Raw genomic sequence first — 26,439 nt, forward strand, 5'->3', positions numbered from 1 at the left:
GTCAGACCCCTGACACACGTCCTACACATGCGTACGGATTAGCAGACCTACCCGGTCGGTAGTACACATGTAACTTACGTGCCTACCAGCGGCAGCGAACGGTTTCACAGTTCCCGTTACAGATAAGCGGTTCGGGGCGGAACGCCTTGAGCGCCAGGTAGAGCATCACGATGGAGTCCTTGCCGCCGGAGAACAGCAGCACCGGCCGCTCGAACTCCGCGGCCACCTCACGGATGATGTGGATGGCCTCGGCCTCCAACGAGCGCAGGTGGCTCAATTCGTACTGACCGGCCGCGGGGCCCGTCGTCACACCACTGGTCATGGCTTCCCTGTCCAAACCGCTTATCCGGATAATCTTGGTAGAACTGACCATGTTTACGGTCATTGACGTTCATAGAACCAGCCCGGCCCGGCCGTGTCAATGGCGCTGATTAGCGGCGGTTGATGCGCACTTCGGAGGACATCACGATTTGCCCTCCTCCGAGCGACAATCCGAGCGCCGATCGACGGGAAATTCGGTTGTCGCTCGAAGGGGGCAAGTATTCATGCACTCCAGCGCGCCGAAGTCGGCGCAAGAGACGGGAGTGCTAGAGGGTGATCTCTTCGAGCTTGCCGCTGGCGACGTCGAAGACGAATCCGCGCGCCGACACATGCTTGGTGACGAACGGGCTGTTTTCGACGCGCCGCAACGACTGCCGCACGTCCTCGGCGAGGTCTGCGAACGCCTCGGCCGCCCACGGCGGCTTCACACCGATCTCTTCTTGGATGGCGCGCTTGAAGTCGTCGTCGGTGAACGTGAGCATCGCGCAGTCGGTGTGGTGAATCAGGATGACCTCCCGAGTCCCCAGCAGTCGCTGGCTGATGGCCAGTGACCGAATGACGTCGTCGGTGACAACTCCGCCGGCGTTGCGGATGACATGGGCCTCGCCCTCGTTCAGGCCGAGGACGCGGTAGACGTCGAGCCGGGCATCCATACACGCCACGACCGCGACGTGTTTGCTCGGCGGCAGCGGCAGTGGACCATTGAATGCGCTCGCGTAACCGGCGTTGTTTGCCAAGTAATCATCGGTAACCGTCACGCAAGCCTCCTCGGATGGAAATTGCCAGGCAATCGGTGCCGCAGCATATCTCCTGCCATAGGCGCAGGGTCTAATTTTGCTCAGCGAATTTTGAATGTCTCGGCGGCGGCCGGCCGGGAGTCCGGGCTTGCCTCGGCTACAGGTCGTTGCCCGCGTAGGACTGGTTGAAGCTCTTGTTGGCCAACGGGAAGTCGGGGACGATCGTGTCGGCCATCGCCACGGGAAGCGCGGGCCAGTTGAACCAGGACGGGTCGACGATCTTGGACCGGGTGATGCGGTTGGTCGCGTCGATTTCGACGCGATGCACGATGGTGCCACGCCAACCCTCGACTATGCCGACACCGCTGCCGGGCGTACCCGCTTCGGTGCTGACACCGTATTCGATTGGGCCGCTGTGTGACTCGACGACGTGCCGGACCAGGTCAGCGGCCGCGGCGAACTCGTCGCGCCGCACGGTGTAACGGGCCAGAACATCGCCTGTCGTCGCGGCAATTTCCACGACGGGCAGATCGACGGTGGGGTGCTCGACCCGGGCGTCCGTGCGAAGGCCGCTGGCCCGAGCGACGTACCCCAGACAACCCAGGGCACGAGCGTCTTCGCAGCGAAGAATCGCGGTGCCGGCGAATCGGTCGTAGGCGACCGCGTTCGTCAGTGTCAGCGACACGACCTCGGCCAGGTCCGCGGCGAGCCGGTGAAGTTCCTCGATATCGGGAAGACCCTGCAGCACAACGCCGCCCGGGCGAATGGCACCGCGTAGCAGCCGGTGGCCGGTGACGGAGGCGTTGAGCCGCAGCAGTCTTTCCCGGATGCGTTGGGCATGGACGTTGGCGATGGAGTAGCCGATGTCGTTGGCGAGGGCGCCGAGATCGGCGGCGTGGTTGTAGAGCCGCTCAAGTTCAACGATCAGCGCGCGCAGCCGGTGCACCTCTTCGGGCAGCTCGATGCCGAGGGCGTCTTCGACGGCGAGGCTGTGGGCCAGGGCGTGCGCGGCCGACGTATCGCCGCTGATCCGTTCGGCGAGATCGACTGCCCCATCGGCGGTCCGGCCGTGAAACAGCTTCTCGATGCCGCGGTGGACGAACCACAGCCGGGCTTTCAACCGCACGACGGTCTCACCCGCGACCGAAAAGCGAAAGTGGCCCGGTTCGATCAGACCGGCGTGGACCGGGCCAACCGGGATCTCGTACACCCCGGGCCCTTCGACGTTGAGGAACGGGAACGCGCCGGTGCCGGCGAATTCGGGCGCGGGTCCCGGGTCGGTGCGCATCGGATACCAGTCGGGCCAGTGCGCGTGACTGACCAGGCGGCGAAGTTTGGGGTGGCCGACGGGCCGGATTCCGTAGAGATCGGCCATCTCGCGCTCGAATCGACTCGCCGGAAACGACACATAGGCCAACGATTGGAGCATTGGATTATGGACGGGCACAACGCATTCAAGCTCGACGCGGCGATCGGGGCAGCCGGCCAGGAACAGGTAGACGACACGCAGGCTGTCTGAATCGTCGTGTGCGGCGACCAAGGCCAGCCTGAAGGAATCGTCCAGCAGTTGTTCGGCCCTTTCTGCAAGCTCGCGCTGCGACACCCTGTGCCGCAACCAGATTCGGTTCATCGCGAGGCTCCGGTGTTGGCGCTGGCGGCCATTGTGAACAGCTGGGTGAGCGGACCAGCGGTAATGCCGAGGGCGGCGGAGGCGGCGATGCCAAGGACCAAGACCGTTGCGGCTGTGGCCGGCACGGCAAGAGGTGGCGCACCCGCCGCGGGCGCACCGAGCAGTATTCGCCCGCAGTTGCGGGCCAAAGCGGCGAAGGCGATCGCGATCAGCAGGATTACGATCCCCAGCACCCAGGCCAGCCGCGCGCCGGCCAGCGAGCGCGCGATCGCCAGTTCGCTGGCGAACATCGCGAACGGTGGCAGGCCCAACAGCGCGATCAGGCCGGTGGCGAACGACACGCCGATCAGCCGCGACCGGTGCATGACGCCGGTGATATCGGCGATCGCCGTCGAGTTGTGCGCGGCCTGCAGCTGACCGCCCGCCAGGAACAACACCGTCTTGGCGATTCCGTGGGCGAGCACATGCAGCAGCAGTGCGGCGACCGCCAGCGTGGTGCCCGCGGCCGCCGCGATCGCGATCAGCCCCATGTTCTCCATCGAGGAGTACGCCAGCATCCGCTTGATGTCGCCGGTGACGGTCAGCATCAGCGCGGCGACCAGCAGCGTCGTCAACCCGACAACCAGCAGTCCGCCGCGCAGAAAAGCGGGCCCGGTGGCAGCGTCGACGATCGGTCGCAGTCGGAGGATCACCGAGAACGCGACCGACAACAGCACGCCACTCATCAGCGCGGACACCGGCGCGGGGGCTTGGCTGTGGGCGTCGGCCAGCCAGGTGTGGAACGGGAAGAGCCCGGCCTTGGCCCCGTAGCCGATCAGCAACAGTCCCCCGGCCAACCGCGCGACCGCGGGATTCAGGCCGCGCGCGTGCGCCGCAAGGACATCGAGGTTCAACGCGTGGGCGGCGGGCAACCCGGCGTAGCGTGCGGCGAAGTACAGCAGCACGGTTCCCAGGAACGCGACGGCGATACCGACCGAACAGATCACCACGTACTTCCAGGTCGCTTCCAGCGCGGTGCGCGTGCGCCGATGCCCCACCAGGAAGGCGGTGATCACGGTGGTGGCCTCGATCGCCACCCACACCACGCCAATATTGTTGGCGCTCACCGCGAGAACCATCGCCGCCAAGAACGCCGGTGTCAGTACACCGAACAGGCGGGCACCGCGGTCATCGGTGTGGGCGCGCGCCAGCTCGCCGTCGATGTAGGCAACGCTCGCCCAGGTGGCCAGCGTGCCGACGATCCCGATGACGATGAGCATCGTCACCGTGAGCGCGTCGGCACGCAGCAGCCCACCGAGCGCGAACCGGGTACCGGATCCGACCCGAAAACCCAACGCGACGCCACACACCAGCACGATGACTGCGGACAGGACGGTCAGTGCCGCGGTCACGCGCCGCCATCCGCCGACCAGGGTGGCGATCGACGCGGCAAGTGGCGCCAGGATCGCGGTGAGGAGCAAAGCGGTCATCAGTCGTGCAGTTCCTGCAACTTGTCCAGGTCGGCGTCGCCGAAGGTGTTCCGCAGCCGGCCGGTCAGCACGCCGATCACGATGACGGCCAAGAGCACATCGAGTGAGGCTCCGAGTTCGACGATCAACGGCACTCCCGCCGTAAGCAGGAAAGCCGTCGCGGCAATCCCGTTGTCCAGCATCAGGAATCCGACGGCTTGCGAGATCGCGTGCAGCCGGGTGGTCAACACGAAAAGCGCGATCAGCACCACCGCGAACGCGGCGGGCACGGCGTTGGTGCTGGGACCGGGTGCCAGGTCCACGACCGGTTGGGTGATCGCAAAGGCGGCGACCGTCAATCCCCCGGTAATCAGCAGCGAACTGGTGGTGTTGATCAGCGGCGTGGCCTCGCGTCGCGAGGTGGTTTCGGCACCCACCACGCGCCCGAGCAGCCACGGCAACACCACCACGCGCAGCACCATTACGACGACGGCGACCGCGATCAGTGCGCCATCGTGGTCGTGGATGCCGCGCAGCGCCGGGATCGCGGTCAGTGCCAGGCCCTGCCAGGCCAGCAGATGCACGATGGCGGGCACGTCGCGGCGCCAGACGATCAAGACGGCGGCCAGCACGAGCCCGCCCGCGGCGAAGTCGACCAAGGTCGAGAAGTTCGCGTCCGTCATGTGCGCACCGTGAAGAAGTTGGCGGCGGTGACAGCGAGCAAGGCCAGCAGGAACGAACCCGCCAACAGTTCGGGCACCCGGAACAATCGGAGTTTGGCGATGAACACCTCGAATGTCGCGAGTAATGCGGCCAGCACCGCCACCTTGATCACTATCGCCGCGACAGCCGCCAGCACCTGAAGCGCGGTGGGTGCGGCACCGGCAATACCCCACGGCAAGAACAGGTTTGCCAGCAGCGCCAGCAGAACCGTGAGTCGCATCCCAGACGCCCACTCGACGAGCGCCAACCGGGGTCCGGCATATTCGAGGACCATCGCCTCATGCACCATTGTCAATTCCAGGTGAGTCGCCGGGTTGTCGACCGGCAGGCGCCCGGTCTCGGCGACGATGACGATCACCAGCGCAACAAAGGCGAGCACCGCGGTCAAGGACAGTACATGCTCTGGGTGCGCGATCGTATTTGTCACCAGCGCACCGAGATTCGACGAGCCGGCCGGGATGGACAGCGCGAACACCGCCAGCAGGATCGTCGGCTCGACCAGGGCGGCAATGGTGATCTCGCGGCTCGCGCCCATACCGCCGAACGAGGTGCCGGTGTCAATGCCGGCAAGAGCGAGCGCCACAGTGCCCAGGAAAAGTAAGCCCACCACGGCGAACAAATCGGCGCTGGAGTCCAGGGGTGATCCCGTGGCGACGATCGGTGCGATCGCCGCGATCAATAATGTGGTCCCGGCGACGATCGCGGGCGCGGCAATAAACACAATCGTCGTTCCCGCCGGCGTGATTTGTTGCTTACCAAGCTGTTTGAGCAGATCTCGCCATGGTTGCAACACTCCGCCGCCTGCTCGGCCCTCCCAGCGGGCCCGCACTTGACGCGTTACGCCGATCACCAGCGGCGCACCGAGTGTGACCAGGCCGAGCTGAGCCGCCCCCGCGACGTAGGACATCGCGTTCACTTGGCGGCCACCAGCACGATCAGCACGCCAAGCGCCCCGTAGGCCAGGTAGAGGTGCACGCTGCCGGTGTGGGCACGGCGCATCAAGCCGGCGGCGGCGGCGACCGCCGCGACCACCGGGGCGTACAGACGCTGTTCGACCGCGTCGGTGATCGCGCTACGGTAGGTGATTCGGTCAGCCATGAACCGTGATTCGGCCGTCTGGGTGACCTCGATGTCGGTATCGGGGCGCAGCACCTCACCGAAGACTCGCTGCAGCGGCTCGGCGAAGGACGTTGCCGTGTATTGCATGCGCTCGGTGAGATCGTCTGCGCCACAAGCCCATAACGGCAGCACGACGGGCGCGTAACCGGGCCAGCCCGGACGCCACCAGTGCGGTGGCGAGCACACTGGCGGCGATCACACCCGGTGCGATCGAACCGGGCACTCCGGGCAGTCGGACCACGGTGCCGAAGTCGGCGAACCCGTGGGCGAACGGCAGCGTCGCGACGGCCCGCCGCACGATCGGGGCGACGAACCCCGGCGCGGCCGCCAGGATCACGCAGGCGCCCGCCGCGGTCGCCATCCCGGCACGCATGCTGGCCGGCGCCTCACCCGCGCCGGCGGCCTGGCTCGAGCGGGGACGGGCGAGGAACCCAATCCCGAACGCTTTGACCATCGCGGCCACGCTCAGGCCGGTGGCAAGTGCGACCACGCCGACCGCCAACGGAGTGGTCAGTGCCACCGTCGGATCGTGTCCGGGTGGGGCGTGGATCAGGGACTGCACCAGCAGCCACTCACCGACAAAGCCGGCGCCGAGCGGGAGTCCACACGCGCCCAGCGCGGCCAAGCCGAAGAACACTGTGGTGACCGGCATCCGGCGGGCCAGTCCGCCGAGCAGATCGAGATCGCGCACACCCGTGGCGACCAGCACCGATCCGGCCGACAAGAACCCGAGGCTCTTGAACGCCGCGTGCGCCATCAGATGTACTACCGCAGCGGCTGCGGCAATTGTCGCCGGACCGTCGGCACCGGTGTCCACGAAAAGCTCGGCGGCACCCAGCGCCAGCGTCACCAGGCCCATGTTCTCCGTCGTCGAATATGCGAGCAGCCGTTTGATGTCGGTCGCCACCGAGGCCTGCAGCACACCGTAGAGCGCGGACACGGCACCAACGGCCATCAGCGCCAGACCCCACCAACGGGGACCCGGCCCGAGCAACTGCAGGTCGAAGCGAACGATGCCGTAGATGCCCAGATTGACCATCGCCGCACTCATCAACGCCGACACCGGGCTGGGCGCCTCGGGATGGGCGCGGGGTAACCAGGCGTGCAGCGGCACCAATCCCGCCTTCGACCCGAAGCCGACGACTGTCAGCGCGAACACCACCGCGCGGACCCCACCGGACACCCCCTCGAGGTCGGCGAGCCGGTCGGATGCGCCGGCTGCCGACAACACCATGAGCCCGACCAGGATCGCGGCGAACCCGAGCTGGGTCATCACCGCATACGACATACCCGCCGCGCGGACCTGCGCACGGGTGTGCTCGGACAGCACCAGTATCAGCGACGTGATCGCCATCAACTCCCACGCCAGCAGAAAGGTCGTCACCGAACCCGCGGCCGGCACCAGCATCATCGTCGCGGCGAACATCGGCAGCATGCCAACCGTGGCCCCACTCAGCCGCTCATGCCGCGCGTACCCGATCGCATAACAACCAACCGGGACCGCTACCGCGCCGGTGAGCGCCATGAAGAATCCGCCCAGCGGGTCAAGCTCGAGGTGTACACCGGACAGCGGAAGAAGCCAGTCGATATGTATCGCCCGCACCGACCCGAACATGGCCTGCAAGCCCAGCCACACCCCGGCGATGCCCACGCCCGACGTGCTGATCCCACCGACCGCCGGACCAAAACCCTTTCGTGACAACGTTTTCGGCGTCGTCACCGAACCAAGAGTCGACGTGGCCGTCATTTCCCAGTCACCGACCGCAGAGCCGCAACGATGGCGGCTGGTGTCGGTGGGCACCCCGCGATCTCGATATCGACTCCCACCACGTCACTGACCGCACCGGCCACGGCATAGGCATCCTTGAACACCCCTGCGTTCAAGGCGCAATCTCCGCACGCGATCACCACCCGTGGGCGGGGCGTCGCCTCCACGGTGTTGCGCAGCGGGCCGGCCATATTGCGCGTCACCACCCCGGTCACCAGCAGCGCATCGGCATGCCGGGGCGAGGCGACCAGCCGGGCCCCGAACCGCTCGGCGTCGTACACCGGCCCGAACGCACCCGATATCTCCACCTCGCATCCGTTGCACGAACCCGCGTCGACATGCCGGATCTGCAGCGAACCACGCACTCCCGCCGGTGGTTCCATTGCCGGCGGCGGTGGCGCGCCCGCGGGCTCGACGACGCGGCCCACGTGCAGAATTTTGGCGAACCAACCCATGGCGCTAATTCGCCGAGTGGTCGGCGCGCAGATCCTCCAGCACCGCCACCCGGTCGGTAAGCACCCGGGCAAGCACCTTGCGAGCAACCGCGAGGAGCTCGGCGATGTCGGGCGAGGCGATCGAGTAGGTCACCACGTTGCCGTCACGGTCAGCGGCGACGACTCCCGCCCGACGCAACACCGCCAGCTGCTGGGACAGGTTGGACGCCTCGAGTCCGACATCGGACACCAACAACTCTCCAACGGAGCGGTCCCGCTCCACCAGGAGCTCGAGAATCCTGATGCGCGCGGGGTGCCCAAGCGTCTTGAAGAAATCGGCTTTGAGCTTGTAGAGGGGCTTTGCTTCCACCCGTGCTCCTGAAGGCTTTGTTAATGCTGTAGTTCATCAATTGAAGAATTCATCATACGCAACTCCGGGCGAACCGCTTCGGCGCGGCCGGCGCCGGGCGATCCAAGCCGGGTCGCGCGTATCTCGCTACCCTGTCCCAATGCGATGCAGGCAGGCCCGCCGGGCATGATCCGGTACCTCGCCCGGCGTTTCCTCAACTACGTCGTCCTGCTGGTGCTCGCGTCCTTCCTGACCTTCCTGCTGACCTCGCAGACCTTTCATCCGCTCGACAGTTTTATGCAGCGCCACCCGACGCCGCCGCCGGAGGCGATTCACGCCAAGGCCGTTGCGCTGGGCTTGGACAAACCGGTGGCCATCCGCTACGCGAAATGGGTTTCCGGTGTGGTCCACGGTGACTTCGGGGTGACGGTGAGCGGTCACCCGGTCTCCCAGGAACTGTGGCGCCGGGTCGGGGTGAGCCTGCGACTGGTGGTGACCGGTTCGGTGCTGGGCACGCTGATCGGCGTCATCGTGGGGGCCTGGGGCGCGGTGCGGCAGTACCGGCTCAGCGATCGGGTGATCACCGTGCTGTCGCTGATCGTCTTGAGCATCCCGTCGTTCGTCCTGGCAAGCCTGCTGATTCTGGGCGCACTGCGGATCAACATGTTCGCCGGCGTGGGAATCTTTCAGTACACCGGGGAAACCTCGCCGCTTGCGCCCACCGGAACCGTCGACGCGATCATCGAACGGTTGCAGCACATCGTGCTGCCCACCCTGACCCTGGCCCTGGGCGCCATCGCGGGTTTCAGCCGCTACCAACGGAATGCGATGCTCGACGTGCTCGGCGAGGACTTCATCCGGACCGCGCGGGCAAAAGGACTGACCCGTCGGCGGGCGCTGTTCAAACACGGTTTGCGCACCGCGCTCATTCCGATGGCGACCCTGTTCGCCTACGGAGTGAGTGGGCTCGTCGTCGGCGCGGTGTTCGTCGAGAAGATCTTCGGCTGGCACGGCATGGGCGAATGGGTGGTGTCCGGAATCGCGACCCAGGACGCCAACGTCGTCGCGGCGATCACGCTTTTCTCCGGCGCGGCCGTTCTGCTGGCGGGGCTGTTGTCCGACGTCATTTATGCGGCACTGGATCCCAGGGTGCGGGTTTCATGACCCAGAAGACCGATCAAAGCGCACCGGGGCGCTCCGACATCCACCCGGTCGCCACCTTTACATCGCGCCGAAACCTGTTGCTGCGACGCTTTTTTCGCAACAAGCCTGCGGCGGTGGCGCTGATTCTGCTGGCGCTGGCATTCGTCGGCTGCTACGCGGTGCCGCCGCTATTGCCGTACAGCTATACCGATCTCGATCTGCACTCACTGCTGCAGCCGCCGTCGTGGCGACACTGGTTGGGCACCAACGCGCTGGGCCAGGACCTACTGGCCCGCACTCTTACCGGCATGCAGAAGTCGCTACTGATCGGTGTTTGCGTGGCGGTGATCTCGACCACCATCGCCGCCACCGTCGGATCGGTAGCCGGCTACTTCGGTGGCTGGCGCGACCGGGCACTGATGTGGCTGGTGGACCTGCTGCTGGTGGTGCCCAGCTTCCTGCTCATTGCGATCGTCACGCCGCGCACCAAACATTCGAACAGCGTGCTGTGGCTCATTGTGCTGCTCGCGGCGTTCGGCTGGATGGTCAGCTCGCGGATGGTGCGTGGCCTGACCATGAGCCTGCGGGAACGCGAATTCGTCCGTGCGGCACGGTATATGGGAGTGTCGAGCCGACGGGTGATCGTGCATCACATCGTGCCGAACGTCGCCTCGATCCTGATCATCGACGCAACGCTCAACGTGGGTTTCGCGATCCTGGCCGAAACCGGGTTGAGCTTCCTGGGATTCGGTGTTCAGCCACCGGACGTATCGCTGGGCACGCTGATCGCCGAAGGCACTCCGTCGGCGACCACCTTCCCCTGGGTCTTCCTGGTCCCCGGCTCGGCGTTGATATTGATTGTGTTGTGCGCGAACCTCGCCGGCGACGGTCTGCGCGACGCGATCGATCCGGGCGCGAAGCCGTCCCGCCGCAGGAAGCTCAAGCCAATCGGGCCGCCGCAATGACCGCACTGCTGGAGGTGACCGACCTCAGCGTTACCTTCGACACCGGGGATACGCGGGTGCCCGCGGTGCGCGGGGCGACCTATCACATCGATCCGGGCGAGGTGCTCGCGATCGTCGGGGAATCGGGCTCGGGCAAAAGCACCGCCGCGATGGCGGTCGTCGGGCTGCTGCCCGAATACGCCGAGATTTCGGGTTCGGTTCGGCTGCACGGCCAGGAGCTGCTCGGGCTGCCCGACCAGGCGATGTCACGTATCCGCGGCAAGACGATCGGCACGGTGTTCCAAGACCCGATGTCGGCGCTGACTCCCGTCTACACCGTCGGGGAACAGATCGCCGAAGCCATCCAGGTTCACCACCACGACGTCAACCGCGCAACGGCCCGGATCCGGGCCGTCGAGCTGCTCGAGCTGGTCGGTATCGCGCAGCCAGATCGGCGGGCAAAAGCGTTCCCGCACGAGCTATCCGGCGGCGAGCGCCAGCGGGTGGTGATCGCGATCGCGATCGCCAACGATCCGGACCTGCTTATCTGTGACGAGCCCACCACCGCGCTGGACGTCACCGTGCAAGCTCAAATCCTCGATGTTCTGCGGACCGCACGCGACGTCACCGGCGCGGGAGTGTTGATCATCACCCACGACCTGGGGGTGGTATCGGCGTTCGCCGACCGGGCAATGGTCATGTACGCCGGACGTGAGGTCGAGATCGCGGCCGTGGACGATCTCTACCGGGACCGCCGCATGCCCTACACGGTCGGATTGCTCGGGTCGGTGCCGCGCCTGGACGCCCCGCAGGGCACCCGGCTGGTTCCGATTCCCGGAGCGCCGCCGAACCTGGCCACGCTTGTCCCCGACGCCTGTCCGTTCACCCCCCGCTGTCCGCTGGCCATCGACGAATGTCGCTCGACCGAGCCAGCTCTGGTGATGGTTTCCGAAGGCCACCGGGCGGCGTGCATTCGCACCGACGACGTCGCCGGGCGCACCGCCTCCGAGATCTTCGACGTGACAACCGCGCCGCCAGCCGTCGATACCGCGGCAGACCAGGACGCAACCGTGCTGCGGGTGACCGACCTCAGCAAGACCTACCCGCTCACCAAGGGCGTGGTATTTCGCCGGCGGGTGGGAGAGGTGCGAGCGGTCGCCGGCGTCAGCTTCACCCTGCAGCAGGGCCGGACTCTGGCGATCGTCGGAGAGTCCGGTTCGGGCAAATCGACTATTCTGCAACAGATCTTGGAATTGAACGAGCCGCAATCGGGTTCGATTGAGGTTCTCGGCGCCGACGTCGCCGGGCTGAATCCGGAGAGCCGGCGCGCGATGCGGCACGACATTCAGGTGGTGTTCCAGGACCCGGTGGCATCGCTGGACCCCCGTCTACCTGTTTCCGAAATCATAGCCGAACCTTTGCAGGCCAATGGATTCCGGAAGGTCGATGCCGATGCACGCGTAGCCGAACTGCTCGACACCGTCGGTCTGCGTTATGCGGACGCCGCTCGCTATCCGGCCGAGTTCTCCGGTGGGCAAAAGCAGCGCATCGGTATCGCCCGAGCGCTGGCGTTGCAGCCGAAGATTTTGGCGCTCGACGAGCCGGTGTCGGCGCTGGACGTCTCGATCCAAGCCGGGATCATCAACCTGCTGCTCGACCTGCAGGAGCGCTTCGGTCTGTCGTATCTGTTTGTCTCGCATGACCTTTCCGTCGTCAAGCACCTGGCGCACCAGGTGGTGGTGTTGTACCGGGGTGGCATCGTCGAGCAGGGCGACGGCGATGAGGTTTTCACCAACCCTCAGCACGACTACACCCGGCGACTGCTGGCCGCCGTTCCACGGGCGCATCCCGATGCCGCGTCCGGTTAGCATCGTGCGCGTGACACACCTACCGAGAGCCCGCACGCTCGCGGCGCTGGCACTGGCGTTCGTGGTGGTGGTCACCAGCTGCTCGAGTGGCTACGAGGACATGCCGGAGACCCGAGCGGCTCAGGTCGGCGCCACCAGCGACATGAATCCGCAAGACCCGGCGACGCTGCAAGACGGCGGCAACCTGCGACTACCGCTGACGGAGTTCCCGGACAACTTCAATCAGTTGAACATCGACGGCAATACCTCTGACACCGGCGCGGTGCTGGCGGCCACGCTGCCGGGGGCGTTCATGACCCAGGCGGACGGCAGACTGACGCTCAACACCGACTACTTCACCGGTGCCGAGCTGACCGGGACCAACCCCCAAACCGTCACGTACACAATCAATCCCAAAGCAACGTGGAGCGACGGCGCGCCGATCACCTGGGAAGACCTCAAGTCGGAGGTCGACGCGTGCAACGGCCGCGACAAGAGGTACTTGATCGCCAGCCGGGCCGGGTTCGAACGGGTGAAGTCGGTGACCAGGGGTGTGAACGACCGGCAGGCGGTGGTCACCTTCTCCGATCCGTACGCCGAATGGCGGGGGATGTTCGCCGGCGGGATGCAACCGCGCAGCATGACGGCCAACCCGGAGGTATTCAACAAGGGCCAGCTCGAAGCGCCGGGCCCGTCGGCCGGCCCCTTCGTCGTGTCCACGATCGACCGGACCGCGCAGCGCATCGTGCTGACCCGTAATCCACGATGGTGGGGCCGCAAGCCTCGGCTGGATTCGATCACCTTCCTGGTGCTCGATGTCTCCGCCATCATCCCTGCCTTACAGAACAAGGCCATCGATGCCGCCGGCATCACGACGCTCGACGATATGGTGACCGCCGGGCGCACACCCGGCATCGTGATCCGGCGCGCGCCGGCCCCGACGTGGTTCCACTTCACGTTCAACGGCGCCGAGGGTTCGATCATGGCCGACGAGCGGCTGCGGCTCGCGATCTGCCAGGGTATCGACCGCCAAGCCATCGTCGATGTCGTCCAGCACGGGCTGAGCACCCATCCCGTGCCGCTGAACAATCACGTCTATGTGGCCGGACAGGTTGGCTACCAAGACAACAGCGCGCCGGGCGCTTACAACCCGGAGAAGGCCAGAAGAGATCTCGATGCCATGGGGTGGAAACTCAACGGCGCGGTGCGGGAGAAGGACGGCAGGCAGCTCGTCGTTCGCGACGTGCTCTTCGACGCGGCATCCAACCGGCAGATTGCCATGGTCGCGCAGAACAGCCTGGCGCAGATCGGTGTGAAGCTGGTACTCGACCTCAAGGCCGGCAGCGGCTTTTTCAGCCAGTACGTCGGCGTCGGCGATTTCGATATCGCCCAATTCGGTTGGGAGGGCAACGCTTTCCCGTTGTCCGCACTTGCACAGATCTATACCTCGGACGGTGACAGCAACTTCGGCAGGATCGGCAACGCCGCGATCGATGCGAAGATCGCCGAGACGCTTTCTGAGCTGGACGTAAACAAAGCGCGTGACCTCGCCAACCAGGTTGACCAGATGATCTGGCAGGAGGGCTTCAACCTGCCGCTGTTCCAGTCGCCCGGGAACCGAGCGGTACGAAAGGATTTGGCCAATTACGGCGCGGCCGGGTTGGCCGATGTGGACTACACCGCGGTCGGGTTCATGCGGACCTGAGCCGCCGCCATGGCGGTGTCACCACCGGCAGCGCACCCTCCGCGATCGCGGCCACCTCGACGGCCTTCCACAGCAGGCGCATCGCCGGGCGGGCCGGCAGGGTGTCCAGCGCCGGTCCCCGGCCGGCAAGCTGGTCGACTTCGCCGCGGCACACCGCCTCCGCGATGATCAGTGCCGCGGGCTCACGAAAGTCCACGGCGCTGTGCGCCATGGTCGGCAACGCGAGTAACAGAGCATTCGGCACCAGCGATGCCACCTGCTCTGCGACCGCCCGCGGTGTCACCAGGTCACGGCCGCCGGAGACCACGACCGTGGGCCAGGTGAACTTCGGCATCTCCGCGACCAGATCGTACGGCTCGGACTCGAAAGCATCTGTCCCGCTGATGATTTCACGCAGCGCCACCGCCGGATCGAGCGGCAGGCCGTCGGGCTGGGCGCCGTAGTCGAGCTCGCGGAACGCGATGCGACTCACCAGGTCGATTTCGTGACGGTACGCGACATTCATACTCACTACCGCGGAGAAGCGCGACAACATCCGCCACAACGTCATTCGGCCACTGAGTAACAAGTCGAGTTCACGATCCAGCAGCGGCGCCCCGCCGTAAGCGTAGATGGTGGTGGCAATCTCCCCCGCCGTCCCGGCGATCACCCCGGTGTCGATCAGTTTGCGAACCTTGGGAGCCAATGCGGCGGTCTCCGGAGTATCGCCATCGAACAGCAGGCCCCGGACCGCGCGGCGAACGACCTCGATGTCGTGTCGTGACAGCAGGGGCGAATCCAGAACCATCGCGTGCACCCGGCCGGGGTGACGTACCCCGAACCCGGCTGAGATATAGCTGCCGTAGGACGTGCCGTAGATGACCGCGGAGTCCACATGGGCGTCGTCTAGCACGGCGGCGATGTCGTCGACCACCTGATCGACCGTGATCGCTTCGGGCGGCAGGTCCGCGCCGGAGTCGTCATGGCGCGACATGCCGATCCCCCGGTGCTCGATCATGATGATGTCCAGACCGGCGAGGGCGGCGCGACGCCGTAATCCCTTGTAGACCTGCACCGACGCCACGCCCGGACCGCCCGGGATGATGACCAGCGGGTGGGCGGACTTGCGGCCGGTGCGCACGTAGTACAGATCGAACTCTTCGGCGCTGCCCGGGGATATCGGCCTGCGCACCGGTCGCACGCCGGGCATTCCCGCAAGCCTCTCGTGCATTCGGCGCCTTTTCGCGTTCATGGTCATCGCCGCCCATTCTGCCGGGGTCAGTGGCGATCAGCAGCGCGGCGGGTGCTACGCATTGAGATCGATGCGGTGCGCACCTTTCACGCTGTCGTAACGATCGGGGCTACAGGTCAACACGATCACTTGACCCTGCGCGCCGACGGTGTCGAACACCTCGCCCATCTTGGCCAGCCGCTGCGGGTCGGTGAACCCGAGCGCGTCGTCGACGACGACCGGAACGGCGTCCTCCTTGGCTACCAGCGCGGCGCCGGCCAACCGCGCCAGGATACCGAGTTGCTCCTTGGCCCCGCCAGATAGGGAGTCGTACGGCACCGTGACGCCATCGAGTGTTCGGCTGCGGATACACAAGTCGGTGTCGACGTCGACCTCGAAGCTGGGCCCGAACACCGGGCGGCCGAGTCGCTGCAATTCGGTGCGGTAGGGCTCGACATAGCCCAGCCGGGTGGTGTCGCGATGGCGGGCCATTACGGAACGCAACAGCTGTGCGGCGCGGGCCCGGCCGCCGATCCGGTTGTGCTGATTGGCGGCGTGCTCACGCTCGACCTGCGCGGCATCGAGCTTGCCCTGGCGACCCTCGCTGCCGAACACCGACAGTTCGATGGTGAGCTCGCGCAGCGAGCGAGCCGCGTCTTCGTAGCTCGCCCCGAGCGACGCGGCAGCCTCGTTGGCCGCGGCCAATTCGGCGGTCACCGCATCGGGCGCAGCCGCGGACAATTCTTCGGCAAGTTCGGCGGCCTGACGCTCGGCGGTTGCCGCGGCCTGCCGTCCGGCCTGCGCCGACGAAGCCAGGTCCTCGTCGGCCACCGAGGTACGCTCGGCCAAGAGCTGTTCGGTCGCCCTGGCGAGTTCGGCTCGATGCGTTGTCAATTCGTTGAGCAAAAGTTTTGCCCGGGTGGAGGTTTCGACGAGCTTCGCATCGGCGGCCGCGGCGGCCCGGCGACTGGCCTCGGATGCGGCTTCCGCGGCCAGGCGAGCGGCCCGCGCGGCGTCGAGTTCGGCGCGGGCAGCGGCGATATCGATGGCGAACAGATCGGGCTCGGCCGGCTGCCCGGCGCGCAGCTGTGCCAGCCGCTCCCGGAGCACATCGATATCGTCGTCGCCGCACAGTCCGGCCAGCGTCGCGCTCAATTGGTCGCGGACGCTCTGCAATTCGCGGCGGTGCTGGTCGGCCAGTCTCGCCGCGGCGAGGTCGGCCACGTCACCTGCGGCTAGTGCGTCGGCCAGTTCTTGTTGTGCCGCCGCATATTTCGCCTGTATATCAAGCGCGGTCGCACCGGGAGTGATCCGCGCGGTGAGGACACCCGGAACCTCGACTTCGGTCGGGCCGGTGGCCGTCGTCGACCAGGTATGACCCGCCGACAACGAGACACGTTCTGCCCCGACCGCGAGTTGGATGTCGGCGACCGCCGTGAACTCGACGGCCGCCGAGATCAACGTCAGTTGGTCGCCGGCGCGATCGACCGCCGCTGAGGCGCTTTCGATTCGGCGCAGCAGCTCCTCGGTGAGCACGACCTCGGAGAGCTCCGCACCGACCCGGTCACGGTCACGGCGGATGGCATCGATCTTGGCCAGCCGGGCGCTCAACCGGTCGATCTACTCGCGCTCGGCGAGCTGATCGACGGCGCGGCGGGCCGATTCGACGCGGGTCTGCAGATCGGCCAGAACTCGGGTGGCTTCCTGCAACGCGGTACCGGCCGCCTCGGCATCGGCCTGCGCGGCCGTCAGCGCATCGGCGGCTAGTTGAGCTTCCGCCTCGACAGTCGCGACAGCCGCAGTGCGCGTTGCGATTTCAGCGACCAGACGCAACCGGCCGTGGTGTGCGGCGTCGGCCGCTGCACTGGTCGCCGCGGCGGCGGCCGCGACCAGCTTGGCTTCCCGCGCTTGGCGGGTGAGTTCGGCGGCCTTGTCCGCGGCGGCTTGCGCGACGGCCAACCGCGGGCCGGCCGCAAGCCGCAGCTGCGACAGTTCGGCCACCTGCTCGGTCAGCGCGGCATGGCGACGCACCCGGTCGTCGACCTCCGCGACGGCCGCCGTGCACTCCGCAACCGCAGCGTCGGCGTCGGACAGTGCAGCGATGGCCGTGGCCCACTCGCCGGTGGGGCGCCCGGTGGGGGTGAAATAGCGCGCGTACTCGGCGTCGATCCGGTCGATCAGCAGCGGCTCGTTGCCGGATAGGGCGGCCTCGTCACCGGCCGCGACATCGAGTGCACGCGAAAGGGCATCGCAGCCGGAAAGATCCACCGCGGACGTCGATGTGGACTGCAGCACGCGCTGGGCGTGCCACAGGTCGTTGTCCACCGTTTCGGCGAGCATGCTGCGAACCCGTTCGTGGGCTTCGTCGCCGGTCAGCTGCTCGCGGCGCGGCTCCAGCACGGTCAACTCCGTCTCACACTTCTTGTGGAAGCGTTTGCGGTAGATGAAACGGTAAGTGCCGCTGCTGATTTCGGCGGTCACTTCCGAGCCGACATCGCTGTTGGTGGGTTTGACCTGCTTGACTTCCTTCTTCGTCGACCGGTCCCTGGACTCCAGCAGCAGGTCGAGCGCCTCGATCATCGAGGACTTGCCAATTTCGTTGGCCCCGCTGACCACAACCACGCCGTGGTCGGGAAACTCGATCTCGCGGTGGCCGATTCCGCGATAGTTCGTCAGGACCAACCGGTGTAACTTCACGCCGCGCCCCGATCAGTGAGGCGCAGCAAGAGCGCCAGTGCGGCCTGGGCGTCGGTCGCGGAGTCGGTGTCGTCCCCGCGCGCCGTGGCCACCAGCTCCTCGACGGCCGCGGCGGCGAATCCGCCGATGCCGAGATCGGTGAACTCGCCGTCGGCGGGTATCACCGCGAGGTCGGTGTGGCGTTCCCAGGTGCGCAAGTCGGCGAACAGCCGCGCGAATCTGTCCAGGCAGCCGTCCAGGGTGGCGCGGTCGGTCACCGTCAACGAACCCGTGAGTGCCAGGCGCACCACGGTGCGGTCCTTGTCGGTCATCAGATCGAGATTCATGTCGAGGTCGGCGATATCGCGGCTGCTGTCGACCTGACGGTGCAGGGTGACGAACTGCCAACGGCCCACGTGCCGGGGCGTCACCGCCACCTCGTTGCTCTCGTCGATGTCGACGACCAGGACGTGCCCCGGATTGGATTCGACGTCATCGAAATTCGTGACTTCCGGCGACCCGGAGTACCAGACCCGGCCGCTCTCACCGACCTGGGTGAGCGAGTGCTTATCCCCCAGTGCCGCATAGTGGATCGCGCCGCGGGTCAGCGCCTCTTCGAGCCCGGCCAGCCGGATCAGCGACGGCTTCTCGCGGTCGGGGTCGAGCACGTCGACGCCGCCATGGGCCACGAGCACGCGGGTGACGGAGCCCGCGTCGAGTCCCTCGAGGACTTCGGCAACCAGATCGGCGGTCGGGGCCTTGGACCGCCATGGCGCGGCGACGATCTCGAGGCCCGGCCGCACCTGATGCGTACCCGTCCGATCGAGCACGATCACGTTGTCCGGGCATTCCCGGGTGAACAACGCGCTGGTGAATACCGACGACGCGTCGAGTGGGTCGTGGTTGCCGGGCAACAGATAGACCGGAATACCGATGGCGCGCATGGCTTCCAATGACTGCCCGATCACCTTCGGGTCGAGCTGGTTGTGTTCGAAGACGTCACCCGCGACCACGACGAACTCGGCGCCCACCTCGGTCGCGAGGGCGCCCAGGCCGGCCACCGCGTCGCGCCGCGCGGCCGAATACCGCGGCTGGGCGTCGCCGGCCAGGAAGTGGCGAGTCATTCCCAGCTGCCAGTCGGCGGTGTGCAGGAATCGCATCCCGGCTCCCCCTTTCGTGACGTGGCTATCAAGGCATCGCGAGTCTAAATTGGTTGGCCGACAACTCTTGGGAAGCGCACCGGCATGCCTCGGTCCATGTGACTTTGTGCCCGCCTCGTAGCGACAATCGGCGTGGGCTTGGGCTGGCAGGCTGGGGCCGGCCGCCTGCCGAAGTGTTCGGACCACGCGGTGATTTGCCCGCCTCGTAGCGACAATCGGCGTGGGCTTGGGCTGGCAGGCTGGGGCCGGCCGCCTGCCGAAGTGTTCGGACCACGCGGTGATTTGCCCGCCTAGTAGCGACAATCGGCGTGGGTGCACACGGGTGAATTCTCTTGTGCCACTTTCGTTTCAGTGGTCTCTGGGTGGGGGTTTTCTGTCGGTGGGTGCCGATAGTTTCAGGGCATGAGTTCAGGTGTGGCCCCCGCGCAGGACGTGGCCTTTGAGGCGTTGGACGCCGCCCTCGATGCCGTGCTCGGGTTGGACTCCTCGATGCTGAACACCCGCGAGCGCCTGGACCGGCTGGCCCGCTACGAAAAGGTGCGGCGCCGCCTATCCGCCGGCGAGCACCCACTGATCACTCAACTCCAGCAGGAGGCTACGCCGGCGGAGTTGGGCGGCAAACTGTCCCACGCAATCGCCGATGCCACGCTGATCAGCCGCGCCGACGCCGGGAGGCGGGTCCGCGAAGCCGCCGACCTGGGCGAGCGGCGGGCGTTGACCGGCGAACCGTTGGCGCCGGTGCTGGCCGCGACCGCCACCGCGCAACGGGCCGGAAAGCTGGGCCGCGAGCATGTCGCGGTGATCCGCCGCTTCTACCACCAGCTACCGGGCTGGATCGACATCGAGACCCGCACCCGCGCCGAAGCCGACCTGGCGCGGCTGGCCACCCAGTACCGGCCCGATCAACTCCTCGGGTTCGCCGAACACCTGACCGATTGCTTGACCCCGACGGCAACTACACCGACACCGACCGGGCGCGGCGGCGCGGGCTGACCCTGGGCCCCCAACAACTCGACGGCATGTCCGCACTCAGTGGCTGGCTCACCCCGGAGGCGCGGGCGTCGCTGGAAGCGGTGCTGGCCAAGCTCGCCGCCCCCGGCATGTGCAACCCCGACGACGACACCCCCTGCGTGGACGGGGCTCCGACACAGGACGCCATCGACCACGACCCCCGCTCACCCGCGCAACGCCACCACGACGGGCTCAACGCCGCCCTGCGCGCGGTCCTGGCCTCCGGGGAACTGGGCCAGCACAACGGGCTACCCGCCACCATCATCGTGTCCACCACCCTGCAAGAGCTTGAAGCCGCCGCCGGCCACGCGATCACCGGCGGCGGCAGCCGGCTACCCATCTCCGACGTGATCCGCCTGGCCCGCCACGCCCACCACTACCTCACCCTCTTCGATGAAGGCAAACCCGTCGGCCTATACCACGCCAAACGCCTCGCCTCCCCCGGCCAACGAATCGTGTTGTACGCCAAAGACCGCGGCTGCACCGCTCCCGGCTGCACCGTCGGCGGCTACTACTGCGAAGTCCACCACATCACCGACTACACCCAATGCCACGACACCGACATCGACAACCTCACCCTGGCCTGCGGCCCCCACCACCGACTCCTACAACCCCGCGGCTGGACCACCCGAAAACACCCCAACGGCCACACCGAATGGATCCCCCCACCCCATTTGGATCGCGGCCAACCCCGCACCAACACCTACCACCACCCCAACAAACTCCTCCACGACGGAGACGACGTAGCGTGAGCCGCGTGAACGGCGAGCGCACCCTGCTGCTGATGCGGCATGCGAAATCTGGATACCCACCCGGTGTCGGGGACCACGAGCGGCCGTTGGCACCCCGGGGCATCCGGGAAGCGGCGCTGGGCGGTGACTGGCTGCGCGCCAATCAACCCGACATCGACGCCGTGCTGTGCTCGACGGCCACCCGGACCCGCCAGACCCTGGACCGCACTGGCATCGATGCGCCCGTGCAATTCCGCGAAAGCCTCTACGACACCACCACCGGGACGATGATCGACGAGATCAATAAGGTTCCCGACTCCGTCGACACTCTGCTCGTCGTCGGACACGAACCGACCATGTCGTCGCTGGCGCTCGGTCTGGCGAGAGACGAAGGCACCGATGTGGCTGCAGTGCAACGCATTTCAGAGAAGTTCCCGACGTCGGCGATCGCGATCCTGAAGGTGACCGGCAACTGGAAGGACCTGCAGCTAGACGGAGCCGCGTTGATCGGCTTTCACATCCCGCGCTGAACCCCGTCAGGAGTTCGTCGAGAGCGTCAGCTCCATCAGCTTGAGAGCCTGAGCGCAGGCATCGATACCAGGTGCTTGCGGGTTGACCCACCAGCCGACCACACCGGCGGCGTCGCTGGCCACCCCACAGGCACCGTTCGGGTCGTCCGGACGCATCACGATCGAGCTCACCCCGGCGATCGTCCGGTTTTCCACCTTGTACTTGAGGAAGTCCGCGACCTTACGCTCTTCGCTCAGGCTGCCCTGCTCGAACCAGAACCGGGTGATGTCGATCAGGCCGGCCGGGTTGGCCGCCTGCCACCGGCAGATCGCGCCGACGAACGTGCTCTGAATGTCGAGCGGGTCGGCGCCCACGGTCTTGGCCAGGATGTCGCTGGTCAGAACCTCACATTCCTTCAGCAGGTTCGGGTACTGCTGCTGGGAATTGTTGTTGCGCGGCACCCCGCCGGCGCCGGCCTTGACGGCGTTGCCGCCGATCGACCTCGAACAACCGGTCAGGACCATCAGCGCGGCGGTCAAGATGACCACCGCCGTCCGGACGCGTCTTGTCATCATTTCGAGTTCGCAATCGATTGACGAGTCAGTTCTTTGGCGATGTCACACGGCGGCGGGAAGGGCTTTTGGCTGAAGCTGATCGACCACTCGATGAAGTCGTCCTGGAATTGGATGCCGACCTCGCACAGCGAGTCGCCCAGGTTCGGCTCATTGCCGACGGCGATGAAGCCGCTGTGACCGTTGATGTTGATGTCGTCGACGCTGGCGCGCGACAGCTCCTCGGTCTTGCGCTCACGCCCGATCGGGCTGCCGCGGTACCAGGAGAAAGAGAAGTGCGGACCGAGGATGCCGCCGCCGGCCAACCACTGGCAGCCCACGGAATTGCGCGCCGTGTTGATCAGCCCGCTGACCTTGGTCAGCTCGGCGACCTGCTGGTCGTTGATGCCTCCGCATTGCGGAAACATCGGTCCGTGGTGGCCCTCCGCGTTGCCCGGCGTCGACGAGGACGTCCCGCCCGGCTTGTTGTCGCCGGAACCCGAGCAGCCCGCAACCGCCGGGACGAAGATCGTGATGGCCGCAATGGCCAGCGCCGTGAGGTTACGACGCACCGCTACCCTGCTTCTGCTCAGCCTGCTGCTGGTCCACACGATGCACTGTAGCGGCAGCCCACCGGGTCAACCACCGACGCGCCACCTGAGCAGGCATTTCAAAGTGTTTGCCGGGCGACGCGCGCGCACCCAACCGCCCGGCGGTGCTGCGCCCCGCGATGCGTGCCGTATGCGACAGTTACCAAATGCTTCTGGCACTGCTGCGCCAGTACATCCGGCCGTACCGCCGGCTGGTGGCGGTGCTGATGGTGCTTCAACTGATCAGCACGCTGGCGACGCTGTACCTGCCGACGGTCAACGCCGCGATCATCGATGACGGCGTCAGCAAGGGTGACACCGCGACAATCGTCCGGCTCGGCGTGGTGATGCTGGCCGTCACCGGGCTGCAGGTGCTGTGCTCGGTCGGGGCCACCTACTTCGGCTCACGCACGGGGATGGGGTTTGGCCGCGACCTGCGACTGGCGATGTTCGAACACGTCACCACCTTCTCCGAGCCCGAAACCGCCCGATTCGGCGCGCCGACGCTGCTCACCCGCAGCACCAACGATGTCCGGCAGATCCAGTACCTGGTTCAGATGACGGGCACGGTACTGATCACCGCGCCGATCATGTGCATCGGCGGGGTCTTCATGGCCATCCACCAAGAGGCCGCACTGACCTGGCTGTTGCTCGTCAGCGTCCCGATCCTGGCCGTGGCCAACTACTGGATCATGTCGCACATGCTGCCGCTGTTCCGCAGCATGCAAGCTCTGATCGACGGCATCAACCGGGTGCTGCGCGACCAGCTGGCCGGCGTGCGGGTAGTCCGGGCCTTCACCCGCGAAAGCTTTGAGCGCGAGAGGTTTTCCCGCGCCAACACCGCGCTGTCGAATGCATCCCTGACCGCCGGCAACTGGCAAGCGCTGATGCTTCCGGTGACCACGCTGACCATCAACGTGTCCAGCGTCGCGCTGATCTGGTTCGGCGGGCTGCGCATCGATCGCGGCCAGATGCAGGTCGGCTCGCTGACCGCGTTTCTGGCCTACTTCACGCAGATCCTGATGGCGGTGTTGATGGCGACGATGACGCTGGTGGTGCTGCCGCGCGCGTCGGTATGCGCCGAGCGGATCAGCGAGGTGCTGTCCACCCGTCCCGCCATCGAGAGCCCGCAACATCCCCGGCTTCCGGACGCGGGGATCACCGGCGTTGTCCGCCTCGACGGTGCGACGTTCACCTATCCGGGCGCCGACCGCCCTGTGCTGCAACATATCTCGTTGACCGCACTACCCGGCACCACCACCGCGGTCGTCGGCAGCACCGGCTCGGGCAAGTCGACGCTGGTGTCGCTGATCTGTCGGCTCTACGACGCGACCGACGGTGCGGTCCTGCTCGACGACCTCGACGTCCGCGACTACGACACCGAGCGGCTCTGGTCGGCGATCGGCCTGGTCCCACAGCGCGGATATCTGTTCTCCGGCACCGTCGCGGAGAACCTGCGCTTCGGAAAGGCCGACGCGACCGACGAGGAGATGTGGGAAGCGTTGCGGGTCGCGGCGGCCGACGAATTCGTGCGCGCGCACGCCGACGGGCTGCAGATGCGCGTCGGCCAGGCCGGGATGAATTTCTCCGGCGGACAACGGCAACGGCTGGCGATCGCCAGGGCCGTCATCCGCCGCCCGGCCATCTACTTGTTCGACGACGCGTTCTCCGCGCTCGACGTGCACACTGACGCGCGGGTCCGGTCCGCCCTGCGGGAGATCTCCGGCGACGCGACCATCATCGTTGTCACACAGCGTATTTCGACCGCGTCCCAGGCCGACCACATCGTCGTCGTCGACGACGGGAAGATAGTGGGCTCGGGCACCCACGAGTCGCTGTTGGCCGACTGCGCCAGCTACGCGGAATTCGCCGACTCGCAGTCGGTCGGCGCCTTGCGATCAGGCCAAGTAGGAGGACCGCGGTGACCACGGCGACGAACCGGGTCGCCCGCGAAACCGCGCCCCGCACGCGATCCCGGGACTTCTGGGGCACCGCGGCCCGGCTGGTGGAACGGCTTGCGCCCCAACGGGCGCTGAGCATCGCGGTAATCGCCCTGGGCCTGACCGGCACGGTGATCGGCGTCATTGTTCCCCGAATCCTCGGGCACGCTACCGATTTGCTCTTCAACGGCGTGATCGGGCGCGGGCTCCCGGCGGGAATCAGCAAGGCACAGGCCGTCGCCCAAGCGCGAGCGCGCGGTGACGAAACGTTTGCCGACCTGCTGTCGGGAATGAACGTGGTGCCCGGCCAGGGCGTGGACTTTGGCGCGGTGGCACGAACACTGGCCCTTGCCCTGGCTCTGTATATCGTTGCCGCGTTTCTGATTTGGTCTCAAGCCCGGCTGCTCAACCTGACTCTGCAGCGCACCATGGTCGCGCTGCGCAGCGAGGTCGAGGATAAGGTCCACCGACTGCCACTGTCCTACTTCGACGGACGGCTGCGTGGCGAGCTGCTGAGCCGGGTGACCAACGACATCGACAACGTCCAATCCTCGCTTTCGATGACGATCAGCCAGCTGCTGACGTCGATCCTGACCGTCGTCACCGTGCTGGTCATGATGCTGTCGATTTCGCCGCTGCTGACGCTGATCACCGTGCTGACCGTGCCGCTGTCGCTGCTGGCATCGCGCGCGATCGCGCGTCGCTCACACCGCCTGTTCGTGGCGCAGTGGACCAGCATCGGAGCGCTCAACGCCCACATCGAAGAGACCTACAGCGGATTCACCGTGGTCAGGACCTTCGGTCACCGGGAGGCGGCACGCGCACAATTCCGCCGCCTCAACGACGACGTCTACCACGCCAGCTTCGGCTCCCAGTTCTTCTCCGGTTTGGTGGCACCGGCCACGACGTTCATCGGCAACCTCGGCTACGTCGCGGTCGCGGTGATCGGCGGCCTGCAGGTGGCCACCGGGCACATCACCCTCGGCAACATCCAGGCGTTCATCCAATACGTCCGGCAGTTCAACACGCCGCTGAGCCAGGTGGCCGGGATGTACAACACCCTGCAATCCGGGGTGGCCAGCGCCGAGCGGGTGTTCGAGCTGCTCGACGAGCCCGAGGAAGCGCCGGACGCCGCGCCGATGCCGCCCATTGGCCAGCCGCGCGGACGCGTCGAATTCCAGCACGTGAGCTTCGCCTACCGCCCCGGCACGCCGGTGATCGAAGACCTGTCGATGACGGCCGAGCCGGGCAGCACCGTGGCGATCGTCGGACCGACCGGAGCGGGCAAGACCACGCTGGTTAACCTGCTGATGCGCTTCTACGACGCCGATTCCGGCCGCATTTCCATCGACGGCGTCGACATCACCACGATGAGCAGGCAAGCCCTGCGATCGCGAATCGGCATGGTGCTGCAAGACACCTGGCTGTTCGACGGGACCATCGCGGAGAACATCGCCTATGGACGCCCCGCCGCCGACGCGGACGAGGTGGTCCAAGCCGCCCGGGCGGCCTATGTCGACCGGTTTGTCCAGACCCTGCCGGCCGGCTACCAGACCCGGGTCACCGGCGACGGCGCCAACATCAGCGCCGGCGAGAAGCAACTGATCACGATCGCCCGCGCGTTTCTGGCCCGCCCGCAGCTACTGATTCTGGACGAGGCAACCAGCTCGGTGGACACCCGCACCGAGGCGCTTATTCAGCGGGCCATGCACGAGCTTCGCCGCGACCGCACGAGTTTCGTTATTGCGCACCGACTTTCGACGATTCGTGATGCCGACCGCATCGTGGTGGTCGAGTCCGGGCGCGTCGTGGAGCAGGGCAACCACTCCGAATTGATGGCGCTCCGCGGCGCCTATTACGCGATGACCAGGGTCTGAGTTTTCGGTCCGGCC

18 protein-coding genes and 4 pseudogenes are annotated in these 26,439 nt (G+C 66.6%); 8 read left to right on the forward strand and 14 right to left on the reverse strand.

What is annotated here, in order from left to right; genetic code table 11:
• Positions 1-133: 133 nt before the first annotated feature.
• The 9 genes and pseudogenes from MAAFP003_RS20610 to MAAFP003_RS20650 all read right to left on the reverse strand — a co-directional run.
• Positions 134-373 (reverse strand): annotated as a pseudogene (locus MAAFP003_RS20610) (sulfate adenylyltransferase subunit CysD); the annotation flags it as partial.
• Between the two features lie 214 nt (positions 374-587).
• On the reverse strand, positions 588-1,079 hold the full coding sequence (locus MAAFP003_RS20615; protein WP_096289599.1) for a beta-class carbonic anhydrase: 492 nt from the start codon (positions 1,077-1,079) through the stop codon (positions 588-590).
• Positions 1,080-1,215: 136 nt separating this feature from the next.
• Positions 1,216-2,688 carry a hydrogenase large subunit gene (locus MAAFP003_RS20620; RefSeq protein ID WP_096289600.1) on the reverse strand — a complete coding sequence of 491 codons (1,473 nt, stop codon included), beginning with the start codon at positions 2,686-2,688 and terminating at the stop codon, positions 1,216-1,218.
• Positions 2,685-4,157, reverse strand: a complete 1,473-nt coding sequence (locus tag MAAFP003_RS20625; RefSeq protein ID WP_096289601.1) for a proton-conducting transporter transmembrane domain-containing protein — start codon at positions 4,155-4,157, stop codon at positions 2,685-2,687. The genes MAAFP003_RS20620 and MAAFP003_RS20625 overlap by 4 nt, the downstream gene beginning before the upstream one ends.
• Positions 4,157-4,819 carry a hypothetical protein gene (locus MAAFP003_RS20630; RefSeq protein ID WP_096289602.1) on the reverse strand — a complete coding sequence of 221 codons (663 nt, stop codon included), beginning with the start codon at positions 4,817-4,819 and terminating at the stop codon, positions 4,157-4,159. The genes MAAFP003_RS20625 and MAAFP003_RS20630 overlap by 1 nt, the downstream gene beginning before the upstream one ends.
• Positions 4,816-5,766 carry a respiratory chain complex I subunit 1 family protein gene (locus MAAFP003_RS20635; protein WP_096291297.1) on the reverse strand — a complete coding sequence of 317 codons (951 nt, stop codon included), beginning with the start codon at positions 5,764-5,766 and terminating at the stop codon, positions 4,816-4,818. The genes MAAFP003_RS20630 and MAAFP003_RS20635 overlap by 4 nt, the downstream gene beginning before the upstream one ends.
• Positions 5,767-5,771: 5 nt before the next feature.
• Positions 5,772-7,725, reverse strand: a pseudogene (locus tag MAAFP003_RS20640) (proton-conducting transporter transmembrane domain-containing protein).
• Positions 7,722-8,201: an NADH-quinone oxidoreductase subunit B family protein gene (locus MAAFP003_RS20645; protein WP_096289603.1), complete on the reverse strand. Its 480-nt coding sequence runs from the start codon at positions 8,199-8,201 to the stop codon at positions 7,722-7,724. Before MAAFP003_RS20645 ends, MAAFP003_RS20640 begins: the two are co-directional and overlap by 4 nt.
• A gap of 4 nt (positions 8,202-8,205) precedes the next feature.
• Positions 8,206-8,550, reverse strand: a complete 345-nt coding sequence (locus MAAFP003_RS20650; RefSeq protein WP_096289604.1) for a lsr2/espR transcriptional regulator — start codon at positions 8,548-8,550, stop codon at positions 8,206-8,208.
• A 165-nt stretch (positions 8,551-8,715) separates the two neighbouring features.
• Between MAAFP003_RS20650 and MAAFP003_RS20655 the strand changes: the two genes are divergently transcribed.
• The 4 genes from MAAFP003_RS20655 to MAAFP003_RS20670 are packed head-to-tail and all read left to right on the forward strand — an operon-like array spanning position 8,716 to position 14,168.
• Positions 8,716-9,693 (forward strand): ABC transporter permease, encoded by a 978-nt coding sequence (locus tag MAAFP003_RS20655; RefSeq protein WP_096289605.1) that lies wholly within the window; start codon positions 8,716-8,718, stop codon positions 9,691-9,693.
• Positions 9,690-10,637 carry an ABC transporter permease gene (locus MAAFP003_RS20660; protein WP_096289606.1) on the forward strand — a complete coding sequence of 316 codons (948 nt, stop codon included), beginning with the start codon at positions 9,690-9,692 and terminating at the stop codon, positions 10,635-10,637. Before MAAFP003_RS20655 ends, MAAFP003_RS20660 begins: the two co-directional genes overlap by 4 nt.
• The gene (locus MAAFP003_RS20665; RefSeq protein ID WP_096289607.1) at positions 10,634-12,484 is read left to right on the forward strand and encodes a dipeptide ABC transporter ATP-binding protein; all 1,851 of its coding nucleotides are present in this window, start codon (positions 10,634-10,636) and stop codon (positions 12,482-12,484) included. The genes MAAFP003_RS20660 and MAAFP003_RS20665 overlap by 4 nt, the downstream gene beginning before the upstream one ends.
• Positions 12,468-14,168: an ABC transporter family substrate-binding protein gene (locus tag MAAFP003_RS20670; RefSeq protein WP_096289608.1), complete on the forward strand. Its 1,701-nt coding sequence runs from the start codon at positions 12,468-12,470 to the stop codon at positions 14,166-14,168. Before MAAFP003_RS20665 ends, MAAFP003_RS20670 begins: the two co-directional genes overlap by 17 nt.
• Here the strand turns inward: MAAFP003_RS20670 and MAAFP003_RS20675 are convergent.
• The 3 genes and pseudogenes from MAAFP003_RS20675 to MAAFP003_RS20685 form a co-directional block, all read right to left on the reverse strand.
• The gene (locus MAAFP003_RS20675) at positions 14,155-15,405 is read right to left on the reverse strand and encodes an alpha/beta fold hydrolase (protein ID WP_096289609.1); all 1,251 of its coding nucleotides are present in this window, start codon (positions 15,403-15,405) and stop codon (positions 14,155-14,157) included. The two genes, MAAFP003_RS20670 and MAAFP003_RS20675, sit on opposite strands and share 14 nt — an antisense overlap.
• A 48-nt stretch (positions 15,406-15,453) precedes the next feature.
• Positions 15,454-18,075: pseudogene (locus MAAFP003_RS20680) on the reverse strand (AAA family ATPase).
• Positions 18,072-19,214: a metallophosphoesterase family protein gene (locus MAAFP003_RS20685; RefSeq protein WP_096289610.1), complete on the reverse strand. Its 1,143-nt coding sequence runs from the start codon at positions 19,212-19,214 to the stop codon at positions 18,072-18,074. Before MAAFP003_RS20685 ends, MAAFP003_RS20680 begins: the two are co-directional and overlap by 4 nt.
• Before the next feature lie 489 nt (positions 19,215-19,703).
• On the opposite strand from MAAFP003_RS20685, the pseudogene MAAFP003_RS20690 reads away from it, so the two are divergent.
• Together MAAFP003_RS20690 and MAAFP003_RS20695 are read left to right on the forward strand one after the other, a co-directional pair.
• A pseudogene (locus MAAFP003_RS20690) lies at positions 19,704-20,977 on the forward strand (HNH endonuclease signature motif containing protein).
• A 32-nt stretch (positions 20,978-21,009) separates the two neighbouring features.
• Positions 21,010-21,486, forward strand: coding sequence for a SixA phosphatase family protein (locus MAAFP003_RS20695; RefSeq protein WP_423790926.1), 477 nt, complete (start codon positions 21,010-21,012; stop codon positions 21,484-21,486).
• Between the two features lie 6 nt (positions 21,487-21,492).
• Here the strand turns inward: MAAFP003_RS20695 and MAAFP003_RS20700 are convergent, their stop codons facing one another.
• Both MAAFP003_RS20700 and MAAFP003_RS20705 read right to left on the reverse strand, forming a co-directional pair.
• Complete coding sequence (locus tag MAAFP003_RS20700) at positions 21,493-22,038, reverse strand: DUF3558 domain-containing protein (RefSeq protein WP_165796463.1); 546 nt, start codon at positions 22,036-22,038, stop codon at positions 21,493-21,495.
• Positions 22,038-22,589 (reverse strand): DUF3558 domain-containing protein, encoded by a 552-nt coding sequence (locus MAAFP003_RS20705; protein ID WP_096289612.1) that lies wholly within the window; start codon positions 22,587-22,589, stop codon positions 22,038-22,040. Before MAAFP003_RS20705 ends, MAAFP003_RS20700 begins: the two co-directional genes overlap by 1 nt.
• Positions 22,590-22,774: 185 nt before the next feature.
• On the opposite strand from MAAFP003_RS20705, the gene MAAFP003_RS20710 reads away from it, so the two are divergent.
• Positions 22,775-24,532 (forward strand): ABC transporter ATP-binding protein, encoded by a 1,758-nt coding sequence (locus MAAFP003_RS20710; protein ID WP_096291299.1) that lies wholly within the window; start codon positions 22,775-22,777, stop codon positions 24,530-24,532.
• A complete protein-coding gene (locus MAAFP003_RS20715; RefSeq protein ID WP_096289613.1) occupies positions 24,529-26,424 on the forward strand; it encodes an ABC transporter ATP-binding protein in 1,896 nt (631 codons plus the stop codon). The genes MAAFP003_RS20710 and MAAFP003_RS20715 overlap by 4 nt, the downstream gene beginning before the upstream one ends.
• Positions 26,425-26,439: the final 15 nt, after the last annotated feature.

Origin of the sequence: Mycobacterium ahvazicum (assembly GCF_900176255.2) — a bacterium.
Classification (GTDB): domain Bacteria; phylum Actinomycetota; class Actinomycetes; order Mycobacteriales; family Mycobacteriaceae; genus Mycobacterium; species Mycobacterium ahvazicum.